Origin of the sequence: Pimelobacter sp. 30-1 (assembly GCF_018831735.1) — a bacterium.
Lineage (GTDB): Bacteria > Actinomycetota > Actinomycetes > Propionibacteriales > Nocardioidaceae > Nocardioides.
Genome location: NZ_NHTS01000004.1, coordinates 102,145 through 116,328 on the forward strand (window position 1 = coordinate 102,145; position 14,184 = coordinate 116,328).

Genomic DNA, 14,184 nt, shown 5'->3' on the forward strand with positions numbered 1-14,184 from the left:
GTGCGGAAGGTCAGCGCGGGGTGAGCCGGCGGCCGGAGCGGCCGGGGAGGTAGCGGCCCTCGGCGACCCGCAGGTCACCGTTGACCCGCACCCAGGCGATGCCGTCGGGCTGCCGGGTCGGGTGGTCGTACGTCGCCCGGTCGGCGAGGTCGTCCAGGCGCAGCGCGACCAGGTCGGCGGCGTACCCGGGGGCGACGACGCCGCGGTCGTGCAGGCCGAAGGCGGCGGCGGGCAGCGAGGTCATCCGGCGCACGGCGGCGCTGAGGTCGAGCACCCCGCGGTCGCGGGCGTAGCGGGCGAGGACGCGCGGGAAGGTGCCGTACATGCGGGGATGCGGCTTCCCGCCGCCCCCGGGCGGCAGCCCGTCGGAACCGATCATCGTGGCCGGGTGGCGCAGGACGGCGTCGAGGTCGTCCTCGTGCATCGAGTGCACGACCATGCTCGCCTCCAGCTCGACCTCCCGCAGCACCGCGACGAGCGCCGCGAAGGGGTCGAGTCCGCGGGCCTCGGCGATGGCGGAGAGCGAGCACCCCTCGACCTCGGGCAGGCGCGGCGCGGCGGCGATGACGACGCCCTCCCAGCCGGCACCGAGCACGGGGTTCTCCCAGGAGCGGTCGTCGTTCGCGATGTCGGTGCGCAGCCGCTCCAGTGCCGCGGGATCGCACAGCCGGGCGAGGGCGGCGTCGCGACCGCCCTCGTGCATCCAGGGCGGCAGCGTGGCGGTGAGCATGGTCGAGGAGGCCGTGTAGGGATAGACGTCCTGGCGTACGTCGAGCCCCTCGGCCCGCGCCCGGTCGAGCAGGTCGAGCACCCGGGGCATCGAGCCCCACTGGCGGCGTCCGGCGACCTTGAGGTGCGAGACGTGCACGGCCCGGCCGGAGCCCCGGCCGACCGCGAGCGCCTCGTCGAGCGCGTCGGTCAGCAGGGCGCCCTCGCTGCGGACGTGGCTGACGTAAGGCCGGTCCGCGGGCAGGTGCCGGGCGAGGGCGGCGAGCTCGTCGGAGCCGGAGAAGATCCCCGGCGGGTAGGCCAGGCCCGACGACAGCCCGAAGGCGCCGGCGGCCAACGCCTCGTCGAGCAGGTCGCCCATCGCGGCGACCTCGGCGTCGGTGGCCGGACGCCCGGCGAAGCCCAGGACCGCGAGCCGCAGGGCGTTGTGGCCGACGAGCGGCGCGGTGTTGGTGACATAGCCGGCGGCGTCGGTGGCGGCGAGGTAGTCGGCGAACGTCCGCCAGGCCCACGGGATCGGCGGGAACACCCGCGCCGACATCGACGCGAGGTCCTCGGCATGGGCGGGCAGGCAGGGCGCGAGCGAGAAGCCGCAGTTGCCGACCACCTCGGTGGTCACGCCCTGGGCGACCTTGGAGATGTCGTCGTCGGCCAGGAAGGGCGCGTTGTCGGCGTGCGAGTGGACGTCGATGAAGCCGGGCGTCAGCACCAGCCCGGTCGCGTCGACCTCGGTCGCGACCGGCGTGGTCACGGCGCCCGGGGCGGTCACGGCGGCGATGGTGGCGCCGTCGAGCAGGACGTCGGCGGGGCGCGGCGGGGTGCCGGTGCCGTCGACGAGGAGGGCGTGCCGGATCAGGGTGCGGGTGCTGGTCATGTCAGTTCGCCGATCACTCGGGTGAGCAGGTCGACCGCGGCGGCCGGGTCGCCCGGGGCGAGGTCGCGGTGGGTGACGAGCCGGAGGGTCCGGTCGTCGTACGCCTTGGTGAGCAGGCCGCGCGCGGTGAGCGCGGGCACCAGCACCGGCGCCGGTACGCCGAGCGGGCCGCACGCGACGTGCACGATGTTGGTGTGCACGTCCGCCGGGTCGACCGACCCGGGGAACCGCTCGGCCAGCGTGGTGGCGAGCCAGGCGGCGCGGACGTGGTCCTCGGCGAGGTGGGCCGGGCCCTCGTCCAGCGCGACCGCCGCGGCCGCGGCCAGGACGCCGGTCTGCCGCATCGCGCCGCCGAGCCGCTTGCGCCACAGCCGGGCGCGCTCGACGACCTCGGCACTGCCGGCGACCATCGCCCCCGCCGGGGCGCCGAGCCCCTTGGAGAAGCAGATCGAGACGGTGTCGGCAGGACCCGCCCACTGCGCCGCGGAGACACCGCTCGCGACGACAGCGTTGAAGAGCCGCGCCCCGTCGACGTGGACCGCCACGCCCCGCTCGCGGGCGGCCTCCGCGGTCGCGGCGTACGCGGCGCGGTCGGGGACCGTGCCGCCGAGGCTGGTGTGGGTGATCTCGACGCTGAGCAGCGCGGTGCGGGGCGCGTGGTCGTCGCCGGCCCGGATCCGCGCGGCCAGGACGTCGGCCGGCACCACGCCGCCCGGCGCCGGCAGGGCGCACGGGGTGAGCGGCAGCAGCCCGAGCCCGCCGCCCTCGTGGTTGAGCACGTGCGCATCGGTGTCGCAGAGCAGCTCCACCGCGACGCCGTCGCGGCGACCGCCGGACTGGGCCGCGATCGCGACGAGATTGCCCATCGAGCCCGAGGGCACGAAGAGAGCCGCCTCCTTGCCGAGCAGCGCGGCGCACGCCCGCTGCAGGTCGTTGACGGTCGGGTCGTCGCCGTAGACGTCGTCCCCGACCTCGGCCTCCGCCATCGCCCGGCGCATGGCCGGGCTCGGGCGGGTGCCGGTGTCGGACCGGAGGTCGAGCACGTGCCGTCCGCTCAGATCGCGCCGGGGCGCGCGTCCGTCGAGCCGAGCGAGAAGTGCGCGTGGACGACCTTCCAGGTGTCGCCCTTGCGGACCATCACCTCGGTCGAGCGGGTCAGCCGCACCGTCGGCTCGCCGAGCGGGTTGAGGTCCTCGTCGCCGATCCACTTGAGCCCGTGGAAGCGCTGGCTGGTCACCCACGCGACGTCGCCCTGGACGTTGACCTGGGTGTCGAACGAGGTCCACGGGACGAAGTACTCGATGCGCTCGCCGAAGTACTCCCACAGCTTGCTCCACTGCGCGAGACCTCGGTAGTTGTGCCCGGAGTAGTTGTAGAAGGCGTTGCTCGGGTCGTCGTCCCAGAGCTCGGCGAGCAGCTCGATGTCCGCGGTCGCCTGCGCCTCCTTGTTGTAGCGGTGGTGGACGGCGAGGACGGCTTCGCGGTCGCGCTCGAGGTCGGTCATGGGCATGGTGGTCTCCTTGTCGTTGGTGTCGGGTCAGGCGGGGTGGCCGGCCGCGGCCTCGATGAGGGCGAGCAGCCGGACCGGGGTCACCGGAAGCTGGGTGGGCCGGACGCCGGTGGCGTCGCGGATGGCGTTGCAGACCGCCGGCGCGATGGCCGGGATGACGCCGGTGCCGATGCCCTTGGAGCCGGAGGGACCGCCCTCGGGATCGGGGTGCTCGACCAGGATCGGCACGATCTCGGGCATCTCCGGCGCCATGAGCACGCGGTAGCCGGCGAAGTCACCGTTGACCGGCTGGCCGTCCTCGACGATCAGCTCCTCGGTCAACGCGTAGCCGATGCCGTGGTGCGCGCCGCCCTCGATCTGGCCCTCGCAGCCGAGCGCGTTGATCACCTTGCCGACGTCCTGGGCGGCGACGAAGCGGAGCACCCGCACCTGGCCGGTCCAGGTGTCGACCTCGACCTCGCAGAAGTCGGCGCCGATGACCGGCAGCGGGTCCTGGTCGGTGGGCACGAAGTCGGCCTCGGCGACCAGGTCCCGCACGCCCACCTCGGCGACGAGCGCGGCCAGTCCGGCCCGGCCGACCGGGGCGGTACCACCGGCTGCGGCCACCACCTTGGTGTGCAGGGCCTGGAGCGCCATCTCGACCGCGCGCCCGGCGACGTACGTCGTCCGGCTGGCCTCGGCGCCCATGTAGTCGACCGGCGAGGTGTCCGAGTCGATCGCGGAGAACGCGACGTCCTCGATCGCGACGCCGAAGACGTCGGCCGCGATCGCGGCGAAGGTCGAGATCGTGCCCTGCCCCTTGTCGATCGCGGCGGTGTCGACGACGACCCGGCCGTCCTCCTGGAGCCGGGCGCGGGCGCTGGAGCGCTCGGGGATCTGGGGGAACGTGCCGTTGAGGCCCGAGTGGTGCAGCCCGAAGGCGGCGCCGTAGCCGCGCCGGAACCGGGCGTCCGGCTCGGGTGCGGGCCGGTCGTGCCAGCCGATGGCGGCGGCCCCGCGCTCGGCGCACTCCTCGATGCCGAGCGCCCGGACCGGCGTCCCCTTGAGCAGCGGGTCGCCGACCCGGAGCACGTGGCGCAGGCGGTAGCCGAGCGGGTCCTCCCCCAGCGCGCGGGCGATGTCGTCGATCTGGGACTCCATCGCGAAGTGCAGCTGCGCCGTCCCGACGCCGCGGTAGGCGCCGGCCGGCACGTGGTTGGTGTAGGCGCCGCGCCCGCGGAAGCGCAGGTGCTCGGTGCGGTAGAGCGTCGCCCACTTGCCGAGCATGCTGAACGTGACGAGCGAGCCCCAGCCGTAGGCGCCCGCGTCGAGCAGCACCTCGGCCTCGCGGGCGAGCATCGTGCCCTCGGCGTCGACGCCGGTGGTGAGCCGGATCGTGCCGGAGTGCCGGGTCACCGTCGTGCTGATGCTCTCCTCGGCGGTGAGCACCAGGCGGACCGGCGCGCCGGTCTTGCGCGAGAGCACCGCGCAGAGCGGCTCCATCGAGGTGAGGATGCCGTTCTTGAGCCCGAAGGTCGCGCCGAGCGTCTGCGGCGCGGTGATCCGTACGACGTGCTCCGCGACGCCGAGCATCTCCGCGAGCTGCTCGCGGAAGTGGAAGACGTTGTCGAGGTGGGTGATCACCTCCAGCCGGTCCGGGTCGCTCCAGTCGCAGATGCAGCTCATCGGCTCGATGGTCTGGGCGCACTGGCGCTGGAGGCGGTACTCGTCGACGAACACCCGCGCCGCACCGGCCATCGCGGTGTCCACGTCGCCACGGTCGAGCTCGACCGGCGGGCCCGCCTCGTTGCCCGGGACGCCCGCGAAGAGCTCGTCGGCCGAGCCCAGCGCGAGGGCGGGGTCGAGCAGCGGCGGCAGCTCCTCGAGGTCGAGCTCGACGAGGGCGGCGGCCTCGCGGGCGGTCGCGGCGTCGCGGGCGACCACGGCGGCGACCGCGTCGCCGACGTACATGGGGGCGGCGGTGAGCACCCGCTGGTTGGCGGGCATCCCCGGGAAGACCGGCACCGGGTGCAGGTCCGCGACCTCGTCGGGGCCGAGCACCGCGACCACGCCGTCGAGCGCGAGCGCCGCGGTGAAGTCGATGCCGCGGACCCGGGCGCGCGGCACGGGCGAGCGGACGACGGCCGCCTCGAGCATCCCGTCGAGCCGGGTGTCGGAGGTGTAGACGGCCGCGCCGGAGGCCTTGGCCCGCCCGTCGACCCGGGCGAAGCGCGCGCCGGTCAGGGCGGTCATCGGGCCTGCTCCCGTCCGGCGGCGTCGCACACGGCGGCGACGATCTTGGTGAATCCGGTGCAGCGGCAGATGTTGCCGACCAGGTAGTCGCGCACCTCGGCCTCGTCGGGCGCCGGGGTCTCGGCGAGCAGCCCGGTCGTGCTCATCACGAAGCCCGGCGTGCAGAACCCGCACTGGATGGCGCCGTTCTCGGCGAACGCGTCGACGACCGTACGGCCGCAGGGTGTCGTGCTGACCTGCTCGATGGTCTCGACGGCAGCGTCCTCGCAGTCCCCGGCGATCACGCAGCAGGCGTGCACGGGCTTGCCGTCGAGGTGCACGGTGCACGCGCCGCAGTAGCCGATGCCGCAGCCGACCTTGGTGCCGACCAGGCCGAGCTCGTCGCGCAGCACGTCGACCAGCAGCGCGCTCGGCGGCGCCTCGATGGTGCGCGGCACCCCGTTGACGTTGAGCTCCCAGGTCATCGGTGGCTCCCTCCTCCGGTGGTGAGCGCGTCGGCGACCGCGTCGCCGACCAGGACCGCCGCGACCTTGCGCCGGTACGACGCGGGCACGTCGTGGTCGCCCAGCAGGGCCAGTCCGGCGAGCGCGTCGGCCGCGGCCTCGCGCGCGACGGCGGGGGCCGCGTCGGCGGCCACGCCGCGCAGCGCGGCGGCGACGTCGTCGAGCAGGCACGCGACGGCGACCGTCGCGCTGAGCGCCACCCGGGCGTCCGCGACCACGCCGTCGCGCACGTCGAGCACGGCGGCCACCCCGGCGACGGGATGGTCGGCGGAGCGCCAGACCTGCTTGCGGTAGGCGCCGTGCCAGCCGGTGCGCGGCGCGACGACGAGGTCGACGACGTACTCGTCGGGGTCGAGGGCGGGGGCGTAGGGGGCGACGAGGAGGTCGCCGAGGGAGACGGTCCGGGTGCCGCGGACCGACTGCGCGGTCGCGGTCGTCTCGTGGCACAGCAGCGGGGCGGCGAGGTCGTTGGCCGGGTCGGCGTGGCAGACGTTGCCGACGACCGAGCCGAGGTTGCGCACGTGCGGTGAGGCAACCTGGCCGGCTGCCGAGCGGAGCGCCGCGAAGTCATCGGAGAGATCGGCGTGCGCGTCGGCGACCGTGTAGCGGGCGCCGATCCGCAGCGCGTCGCCGGCCGGGGTCGGCGACGCCGTACCGGCCTCGGGGCAGCGGCGCAGGCTGACCAGTCCGGCCGGCTGGGCCATCCCGAGGCGCAACAGCACCGCCATCGACTGCCCGCCCGCGAGGATGCGGGCCTCGCCGTCGTGCTCGGCGAGGACCTCGGCCGCGTCGTCGTACGTCTCGGGGAGGTAGACGGGGAAGGGCGCGCTCACCGGGCACCGTCCGGGCTCAGCGCGGCGAACGCGTCGGCGAAGGCCGGGAGCGGCAGCCGGACCAGGCCGAAGCCGGCCCGGCCGATGCCGAGGTCGCGGTGCGAGAAGCCGGTCGTGAAGCACGGCGCGTGGCCGGTCTCGACGACGCGCGCGACGGAGATCGCGAACGGGCTGGCCGCGAAGTCGAGGTCGGGGATCCGGAAGAGCTCGTGCCCGGCGTCGCTGATCCGGCGCAGGCCCAGCACGTGCTCACGCGAGCGCTGCGTCGTCCAGCCGAGGGTGCGGGCCAGGTTGGGCGCCGCCGACATCGCCGACGCGCCGAGCCCGACCACCTCGGTGACCGGGGAGTCCCCCATCGCGGGCGCGAAGTCGGTGGGCTCGTGGCCCTCGACGCCTTGGGCGGCCTCCAGCGTCCCGGTGCCCTCGAACCAGCCCGGCAGCCCGGAGACCCGGATGCCCGTGCCGTGCCCGTTGGACGCGATCGCGGTGACGATCCCGGGCGGCGCGACGTCGTGGAGGGCGTCGGCGGCCGCCTTGGCCGCGGCCATCGACAGCGGCAGGAAGAAGTGCGCGTTCTCGTCGAGCTCGCGCAGCGCCGCGACCGCGACGGCCGTCTCGTTGGTGGCGACCACGGCCGGCGCCAGCCGGGTGGCGAGCATGGACGTCGCCGCGACGTTGCGGTTGTGCCCCTCGTCGCCGCGGCGCAGCGCGGCGGCCTGCCAGGCGACGAGGTCGATCGGCGCGGCCGCCCGGACCGCCCGGTCGAGCGCGGGGGCGACGACCTCGGCGAGGTGGCGCAGCCGGCGCAGCGTCCCGGCGTCGAAGTTGCCGAACCGCAGCGCCGGGCCGAGGCCCTCGTTGACCGGAGCGTAGGCCCGCCGGCCGTCGCTGCGCTCGGCGACGACGATCGGTACGCCGGCGCTCACCGCGCCGCTCATCGGCCCGACCCCGCCGACCTCGTGGCACGAGCGGAGCGTGATGGTGCCGTCCTCGATCAGGGCGCGAGCCTGGTCAGCGTCGCGCGCACGGCCGTCGAAGAGCAGGCAGCCGACGAGTGCGCCGAGCATCGCGGGCGTGGGCGCCCGGCCGGCCAGCGGTGGTCCGGCGTGGAGGACGACGTCCGGGTCGGCCAGCGCCGGCCACAGGTCGCCGGCCCGGCCGAAGCCGACCAGGTGGACCGGCTCGGCCGCCACCGCGGCGAGGGCGTTCACGCGCCCACCGCCACGGTCTCGCGCGCGCACCAGGCGGCGGTGGCGAGCAGCCGCAGGTCGGTCCCGTGCGCACCGACGAGCTGGACGGCGACCGGCAGCTCGTCATCCACCTCGGCCGTCGGCACGGCGACCGCGGGCAGTCCGGCCAGGGTGAAGGGCACGTTGCAGGCCGGGCTCCCCGGCTCCCCCGCGGGCGGGGCGAGGCTCGTCGCGGCAGGGGTGAGGCAGGCGTCCACGCCGACCAGGCAGGCCTCGAAGGCGGCGCGGGAGGCGGACCGGGTCCGCAGCGCGGCGCGGTAGTCGGCGTCGCTGATCGCCAGGCCCTCCGCGACCGCCGCACCGAGCGAGGGCGAGAAGTGGCCGGGCTCGGCGCGGTGCCGCGGCGCGTGCACGGTGGCGATCTCGCGGACCATGATCGTGCGGTGGGCCCGGGCGTACTCGGCCCACGGCAGCTCGCCGCCAAGACCGAGGGTCCGCACCGTGGCACCGCGGGCGACCAGGGCGTCGACCGCCCGGGCGAACCGGTCGCGCACGCGCAGGTCGATGTCGGCGAAGGCCGCGTCCTCGACGACCGCGAGCACCGGGGCTCCGGCCGCGGTGATCGGGTCGGGGGCGACCGGCTCCTCGTCGAGCGCGACCGCACTCAGCGCGACCAGGTCGGCCACGGTCGCCGCGTAGGCGCCGAGGGAGTCGAGGCTGGGGCTGGCCGGCATCACGCCGGTCATCGGCACCGCGCCGTGCGACCACTTCACCGCCGGGACACCGCAGTAGGCGGCCGGCCGGATCACCGACCCCGCGGTCTGGGTGCCCAGCGCGGCCCGCACCTGCCCCGCCGCGACCGCGGCGGCCGAGCCGCTCGACGAGCCGCCCGGGCTGCGGTCGGCGCGGCGCGGGTGGCGGGTCCGGACGGTGCCGAACCAGCCGTACTCCACGGCCTCGGTCTTGCCGAGCACCGCGGCGCCCGCCGCGCGCAGCCGGCGGACCACCTCGGCGTCGGCGCTCGCGGGCGGCGGCGCGCTGCCGTCGTACGCGCCGGCGGCGGTGGGCAGCCCCCGGACGTCGATCAGGTCCTTCACGCCCAGCGGCCAGCCGCCCAGCGGACCGGCGGCGCTCGGGCCCGGGTCCGTGACGGGGCCGACCCAGGCGCCGAGCTCGGCGTCGGTCGCGGCGATCCGGTCGAGCGCGGTCGCGACGTCGAGCGGGGTCATCGCTGCGACCAGGCCCGGGCGAGGGTCGCGACGTCGGCGAGGGTCGCGGGCAGGGTGTCGTTCCACAGACCGATGCCGAGCGCGACGTCGTCGACCCCGGCGTCGGCGTACGCCTGGAGCTGGTCCAGGCACTCCTCCAGCGAGCCGCCGATGCCCATCACGGTGACGACCTCGCGCGGGACCGGGGTCCCGGCGTCGTACGCCGCGACGACCTCGGCCGCCTGCGCCAGGTCGAGCCCGGTGCCGTCGAGGAGCATGCTGAGGAAGGGGTGCGCCACGATGATCCGCAGGTAGCCCGCGGCGAACGTCTCCAGCCGCGCGTAGGAGCCCTCGCCCACGCCGCCGAAGCCGACGTAGCAGACCCCGTCGAAGTGGTCGGCGACCTCGGACGGCGTGAAGTGCGCGCGCGCCGTGCCGAGGGCGTCGCGGGCGGCGGCGGCCGTCGTACCGAGGGAGAGGACGGCGCCGTGCGCCACCTCCCCGGCCAGCGCCAGCGTCTTGGGCCCCATCGCGCCCACGAACACCGGCAGCGGAGCGTCCGCGGTGACCTTGAGCCGGATCGTCCCCTCGCCCTCGCCGAGCGCGGGGACCTCGCGGCCCGCGGACAGCTCGGTGATCAGCCCGGCCGTGGTGCGCAGCAGCTCGAGCCCGCTGCGGGCGGGCAGGCCCAGCAGCTTGCGGTGCTCGTCGCTCTGCAGGCCGAGCCCGACCGCGACCCGGCCCCGGGTGTAGCTCTGGAGCGCGACCATCTCCTGGGTCAGCACGACCGGGTGTCGGTCGCGCGCGGAGACGATCCCGAGCCCGATGTCGAGCTGGGGGTGGCGAGCCGCGATGACCGCCGCGCTGATCGGGGCAGACCGCTCGAGCGGGTTGTCCGCGAGCCAGACGCCGGACAGGCCCGCCGCGGCCGCGCCGTCGGCGCCCTCGAGCACCCGCTCGGGGCTCAGGTCGCTGCTGAGCCGGATGGAGATCTTCATGGCGCGGGCCTCTCAGATGTTGCCCGGCCGAGGGCCGGGGGTCGCGGGCGAGTGGTGCAGGTGGACGACGCGCCAGCCGCCTGGGCGCCGGACGACGAGCGCGGTGGCGCGGGCGATCTCGGCGCCGCTCCAGGTGACGAGCGCGAGGGGGCCGCGGACGGTGACCTCCGGGGCGACGTCGTCGAGCCGGGGCCGCCCCTCGGGCAGCGGCGGACGCCGGGCCCAGTGCCGGGCGCCGCGGTAGAGGTGGCCGTCGACGTCGTAGAACGTGATCGACGGGTCCGGGTCGCACAGCGCCGCGACGGCGGCGAGGTCACCGGTGCGCAGCGCGTCCTCCAGGCGGCGGACCAGGTCGTGCAGCTCGTCCGGCTGGGGGTTCGGCTCGTGGCTCATCGCAGGCTCCGATCGGGCAGCGGGAAGGGAGGCGTCGCTCCGGCGGGACCGCCGGACACGGACGGGTGCCGGCGCTCCGCCTCCGCGCGCAGCACCGGGAGGTGGGCGGCCAGGGCGGCGATCCGCCGGCTCTCGTCGCCGGGCTCGAGGCGCCAGGTCAGCTCGGCGACACCCAGCGTCGCCAGGTGCGCGACGCTCGCGAGGAGCGCGGCGGAGGCGTCCGGCACCGGGAGCGCGATCGTCAGGTCGCCCGAGGGCGCGACACCGGACAGCGGCCGGCCGGCGTCCCAGGCCTGGCGGTAGGCGTCCACCAGGTCCCCGGCACGGTCGTCCTCGACGACGGCGTACAGCGGCAGCCGGTGCCGTCCGGCCCGGACGGGGTCGCCGGCGAGGGCGAGGGGCGGGTGCGGGCTCTGCACCGGCAGCAGCGGCTCGGTGCTGTCGGCCCAGGCCCGGCCGAGCGCCGCGAGGACGGCGGGGTCCTCGGCGGCGAGGTCGAGGCGGCCGCCGGAGAGGGCGTCGATGGTGGCCCACCGGTGCGGGTCCGCCGGTACGGCGGCACCCAGCGCCGCGCGGATCCGGACCCGGGTCGTGGTCGCCGCGATCCACGAGGCGACCACGTCCGCACTCGGCCCGGCCACGCCGACCGTGTCGAACCCGGCCTGCGCCGCGAGCCGCGCCGCGACCACGACCTGCGTCGCCGCCGCGCCGTGCCCGTGGGTGCTGACGCCGAATCTCATCCCGGTCCTCCTGCCGTGCCGTGGCAGTGAACCTAAGGACGCGCGGCCCCCGCGGCCCAGCGTCGTTGACGTCCGTGCAACACCGGCCGCGGCCTGGCACGATCACCCGGGTGAGCGACGCGACCGCCCCCGAGGTCAGTGCCCTGGCGATCAACGTGACGATCCCGGAGGACCTCCGCTGGACCGACGTACGGCGCGACGAGGAGTTCGTGCTCCTCACGCTCAACGTCCGGCTGCTGCCCGACGGCCGCCTCGCCGCGAAGGCCTACGGCCGCCCGGTCGCGGGCGGGCGGGGCGCCTACGTCTCGTTCCCGGTCCCGGACCGGCCCGAGCTCGCCGCCCTGGTGGCCGCGGCCGCAGGACGGGCCGGCGAGCTGTGGGCGGCGCACCAGGGCCTGGGCTGAGCGGGCGGACCGGCGGCTGCGCCGGATCCGGTGACAAGGCGGCCCGGTCCGACGCATGATGGGGCGGTGCGGACGCGACGGGTGCAGCCTCTCCCCCGCGCGGGCGACGCCTACCTCGACGCCCGCGGCGACGGTCGCGCGCTCCGGGTCAGCTGGCACACGGAGGCCGAGGTGGTGGTGCTGTCGCTGTGGCGCGACAACGTGTGCACCGGGACCTTCCAGCTCGCGGCCGAGGACGTCCCCGGCCTGCTCGACGTGCTGAGCCAGGGCTGGCGGGCGGCGTACCCGACCGCGGGCTGAGGTCCGGTGCGGTGACGATCAGCCGTTGGTGCGGATCATCTTCTTGTTGACGAACTCCTCCATGCCGAAGCGGCCCAGCTCGCGGCCGAAGCCCGAGCGCTTGATGCCGCCGAAGGGCAGCTCGGCGCCCTCGAGGCCCACTCCGTTGACGAAGACCATGCCCGCGTCGATCCGGTCGGCGACGCGCTCGGCCTGGGCGGCGTCGGTGGTGAAGACGTAGGAGCCGAGGCCGTAGGGCGTGTCGTTGGCGATCCGTACGGCGTCGTCCTCGTCGCTGGCGCGGAAGACCATGGCGACCGGGCCGAACAGCTCCTGGCGGTACGCCGGGTTGCCGGTCTCGATGCCCGAGAGCACGCCGGTCGGGAAGAACGCGCCCTGGCGCTCGCCCGCGGTGGCGAGCGAGGCGCCGCCGGCGACGGCCTCGTCGACCTGGCGGGCCAGGTTGTCGGCGGCGGTCTGGGACGAGAGCGGCGAGCCGGGCGAGGCGGCGAGCAGGGCGTCGGTGAAGCGGGCGACGAAGTCGTCGTACAGGTCGTCGACGACGACGAAGCGCTTGCCGGCGTTGCAGGCCTGGCCGGTGTTCTCGAGGCGGGCGGCGACGGCGGCCTCGACGGTGGCGTCGAGGTCGTCGCTGGAGAGCAGGATGAAGGGGTCGGAGCCACCGAGCTCGAGGACGACCTTCTTGAGGTGGCGCCCGGCGATCTCGGCGACGGCCGCACCGGCCCGCTCGGAGCCGGTCAGCGAGACACCCTGGACCCGCGGGTCGGCGATGACGTCGGCGATCTGGTCGTTGGTGGCGTAGACGTTGACGTAGGCACCCTCGGGGTAGCCGGCGTCGCGGAAGATCTGCTCCTGGATCGCGGCCGAGCGCGGGCACTGGGGCGCGTGCTTGAGCACGATCGTGTTGCCGGTGGTGAGGTTGGGGCCGGCGAAGCGGGCGATCTGGTAGACCGGGTAGTTCCACGGCATGATCCCCAGCAGCACGCCGACGGGCGAGCGCTTGATGACCGCGGTGCCGGTGCCGTCGAGCAGGTCGATCGACTCGTCGGCGAGGAACTTCTCGGCGTTGTCGGCGTAGAAGTCGTAGATCGCGGCCGAGAAGTCGACCTCGCCCTCGGCGTCGGCCGGCGCCTTGCCCATCTCCTCGGTCATCGCCGCGGCGAGCTCGGTACGGCGCTCGCGGTGGAGCTCGGCGACGCGGCGGATGAGCGCGGCACGCTCGGCCACGCTCGAGGTCCGGCCCCAGCTGTCGTAGGCCGCGCTGGCGGCGTCGACCGCGGCGCCGACCTGGGCGTCGGTCGCGGTCGGGAAGGTCTCCACCAGCTCACCGGTGGCGGGGTTGCGGACGGCGTACTCGGTCATGGGGTGCTCCTTCGGGAAGGTCTGAGCGGGCGGTGCGTACGTGCGGGGTGGTGCTGCGTTCAGCGGGCGGCCTCGACGTCCGAGGACAGGCGCTGGGCCAACCACACCGGGATGATCGAGAACACGATCAGGACCACCGCGACCACGTTGACCACGGGGGCCTGGTTGGGACGGAACATGTTGTTCAGGATCCAGATCGGGAGGGTGGTGGCACCGTTGCCGGCCGTGAAGGTCGTCACGATGATCTCGTCGAAGCTGAGCGCGAAGGCAAGCATGCCACCCGCCAGCAATGCCGAGCGCAGCTGCGGCAGCGTGATCAGCCGGAACGTCGTCAGCACCCCCGCGCCGAGGTCGGCCGAGGCCTCCTCGAGGCTCGTCCCCATCCGGCGCAACCGCGCCTGCACGTTGTTGAAGACGGTCACGATGCAGAACGTCGCGTGCGCCACGACGATCGTCCACAGCGACAGGTCGACGCCGAGGATCCCCTTGAAGCCGTTGTTGAGCGCGATGCCGGTGACCACGCCCGGCAGCGCGATCGGCAGGATCACCAGCAGGTTGACCGAGTGCTTGCCGAAGAACGAGTAGCGCTGCAGCGCCAGGGCGAGCAGGGTGCCGAGGACCAGCGCGAGCGCCGTCGCGATGACGGCCACCTGGAGGCTGGTCACCAGCGCGTCCCGGGCACCGGCGCTGTGCGCGGCCCGGCGCCACCACTCGAAGGTGACGCCGTCGGGCGGCCAGGTCATCGACTGGCTCGGGTTGACCGAGTTGACGACCACCACGAGCAGCGGCAGGTAGATCAGCGCCAGGACGGCGAACGTGAGGCCGGCGAGCAGGCGCCGGGTGGTGCGGCTCAGGGTCATGAGTGGTCATCTCCGGAAGGTCGGTGGGGGCGGCCCGTGCTCCGGGTG

At 75.2% G+C, this 14,184-nt stretch carries 15 protein-coding genes; 2 read left to right on the plus strand and 13 right to left on the minus strand.

Features of this window, described 5'->3' with window-relative positions; genetic code table 11:
* Positions 1-10 precede the first annotated feature (10 nt).
* From CCO04_RS10190 to CCO04_RS10240, 11 genes are read right to left on the minus strand one after another with little or no spacing between them, the layout of a single operon-like run.
* On the minus strand, positions 11-1,603 hold the full coding sequence (locus tag CCO04_RS10190) for an amidohydrolase family protein (RefSeq protein ID WP_215814034.1): 1,593 nt from the start codon (positions 1,601-1,603) through the stop codon (positions 11-13).
* The gene (locus CCO04_RS10195; protein WP_215814035.1) at positions 1,600-2,646 is read right to left on the minus strand and encodes a low specificity L-threonine aldolase; all 1,047 of its coding nucleotides are present in this window, start codon (positions 2,644-2,646) and stop codon (positions 1,600-1,602) included. The genes CCO04_RS10190 and CCO04_RS10195 overlap by 4 nt, the downstream gene beginning before the upstream one ends.
* Before the next feature lie 11 nt (positions 2,647-2,657).
* Positions 2,658-3,113: a nuclear transport factor 2 family protein gene (locus CCO04_RS10200; RefSeq protein WP_215814036.1), complete on the minus strand. Its 456-nt coding sequence runs from the start codon at positions 3,111-3,113 to the stop codon at positions 2,658-2,660.
* A 27-nt stretch (positions 3,114-3,140) separates the two neighbouring features.
* Positions 3,141-5,345, minus strand: a complete 2,205-nt coding sequence (locus CCO04_RS10205; protein ID WP_215814037.1) for a xanthine dehydrogenase family protein molybdopterin-binding subunit — start codon at positions 5,343-5,345, stop codon at positions 3,141-3,143.
* Positions 5,342-5,809, minus strand: coding sequence for a (2Fe-2S)-binding protein (locus tag CCO04_RS10210; protein ID WP_151580257.1), 468 nt, complete (start codon positions 5,807-5,809; stop codon positions 5,342-5,344). The genes CCO04_RS10205 and CCO04_RS10210 overlap by 4 nt, the downstream gene beginning before the upstream one ends.
* The gene (locus CCO04_RS10215) at positions 5,806-6,681 is read right to left on the minus strand and encodes a xanthine dehydrogenase family protein subunit M (protein ID WP_215814038.1); all 876 of its coding nucleotides are present in this window, start codon (positions 6,679-6,681) and stop codon (positions 5,806-5,808) included. Before CCO04_RS10215 ends, CCO04_RS10210 begins: the two co-directional genes overlap by 4 nt.
* Positions 6,678-7,892, minus strand: a complete 1,215-nt coding sequence (locus tag CCO04_RS10220; protein ID WP_215814039.1) for a DUF1116 domain-containing protein — start codon at positions 7,890-7,892, stop codon at positions 6,678-6,680. The genes CCO04_RS10215 and CCO04_RS10220 overlap by 4 nt, the downstream gene beginning before the upstream one ends.
* Complete coding sequence (locus CCO04_RS10225; RefSeq protein WP_215814040.1) at positions 7,889-9,100, minus strand: amidase; 1,212 nt, start codon at positions 9,098-9,100, stop codon at positions 7,889-7,891. The genes CCO04_RS10220 and CCO04_RS10225 overlap by 4 nt, the downstream gene beginning before the upstream one ends.
* Positions 9,097-10,077, minus strand: a complete 981-nt coding sequence (locus tag CCO04_RS10230) for an LLM class flavin-dependent oxidoreductase (RefSeq protein ID WP_215814041.1) — start codon at positions 10,075-10,077, stop codon at positions 9,097-9,099. The genes CCO04_RS10225 and CCO04_RS10230 overlap by 4 nt, the downstream gene beginning before the upstream one ends.
* A 12-nt stretch (positions 10,078-10,089) precedes the next feature.
* Entirely contained in the window at positions 10,090-10,470 is a 381-nt protein-coding gene (locus tag CCO04_RS10235; protein WP_215814042.1) for a nuclear transport factor 2 family protein, read from the minus strand.
* Entirely contained in the window at positions 10,467-11,210 is a 744-nt protein-coding gene (locus tag CCO04_RS10240; RefSeq protein WP_215814043.1) for an LLM class flavin-dependent oxidoreductase, read from the minus strand. Before CCO04_RS10240 ends, CCO04_RS10235 begins: the two co-directional genes overlap by 4 nt.
* 110 nt (positions 11,211-11,320) lie before the next feature.
* Here CCO04_RS10240 and CCO04_RS10245 point away from each other — a divergent pair, with 110 nt between their 5' ends.
* The gene (locus tag CCO04_RS10245) at positions 11,321-11,614 is read left to right on the plus strand and encodes a hypothetical protein (RefSeq protein WP_215814044.1); all 294 of its coding nucleotides are present in this window, start codon (positions 11,321-11,323) and stop codon (positions 11,612-11,614) included.
* 81 nt (positions 11,615-11,695) lie between these two features.
* Complete coding sequence (locus CCO04_RS10250; protein WP_215814045.1) at positions 11,696-11,914, plus strand: hypothetical protein; 219 nt, start codon at positions 11,696-11,698, stop codon at positions 11,912-11,914.
* Between the two features lie 18 nt (positions 11,915-11,932).
* Here CCO04_RS10250 and CCO04_RS10255 read toward each other — a convergent pair whose 3' ends face one another.
* Together CCO04_RS10255 and CCO04_RS10260 are read right to left on the minus strand one after the other, a co-directional pair.
* Positions 11,933-13,276: an NAD-dependent succinate-semialdehyde dehydrogenase gene (locus CCO04_RS10255; RefSeq protein ID WP_215814046.1), complete on the minus strand. Its 1,344-nt coding sequence runs from the start codon at positions 13,274-13,276 to the stop codon at positions 11,933-11,935.
* A 59-nt stretch (positions 13,277-13,335) separates the two neighbouring features.
* Positions 13,336-14,136: an ABC transporter permease gene (locus CCO04_RS10260; protein ID WP_215814047.1), complete on the minus strand. Its 801-nt coding sequence runs from the start codon at positions 14,134-14,136 to the stop codon at positions 13,336-13,338.
* Positions 14,137-14,184: the final 48 nt, after the last annotated feature.

Coding starts and splice junctions, on each gene's coding strand:
- CCO04_RS10190 (WP_215814034.1), bottom strand. CDS start 1,603: ATGACCAGCACCCGCACCCTGATCCGGCACGCCCTCCTCGTCGACGGC.
- CCO04_RS10200 (WP_215814036.1), bottom strand. CDS start 3,113: ATGCCCATGACCGACCTCGAGCGCGACCGCGAAGCCGTCCTCGCCGTC.
- CCO04_RS10205 (WP_215814037.1), bottom strand. CDS start 5,345: ATGACCGCCCTGACCGGCGCGCGCTTCGCCCGGGTCGACGGGCGGGCC.
- CCO04_RS10210 (WP_151580257.1), bottom strand. CDS start 5,809: ATGACCTGGGAGCTCAACGTCAACGGGGTGCCGCGCACCATCGAGGCG.
- CCO04_RS10225 (WP_215814040.1), bottom strand. CDS start 9,100: ATGACCCCGCTCGACGTCGCGACCGCGCTCGACCGGATCGCCGCGACC.
- CCO04_RS10230 (WP_215814041.1), bottom strand. CDS start 10,077: ATGAAGATCTCCATCCGGCTCAGCAGCGACCTGAGCCCCGAGCGGGTG.
- CCO04_RS10235 (WP_215814042.1), bottom strand. CDS start 10,470: ATGAGCCACGAGCCGAACCCCCAGCCGGACGAGCTGCACGACCTGGTC.
- CCO04_RS10240 (WP_215814043.1), bottom strand. CDS start 11,210: ATGAGATTCGGCGTCAGCACCCACGGGCACGGCGCGGCGGCGACGCAG.
- CCO04_RS10255 (WP_215814046.1), bottom strand. CDS start 13,276: ATGACCGAGTACGCCGTCCGCAACCCCGCCACCGGTGAGCTGGTGGAG.
- CCO04_RS10260 (WP_215814047.1), bottom strand. CDS start 14,136: ATGACCCTGAGCCGCACCACCCGGCGCCTGCTCGCCGGCCTCACGTTC.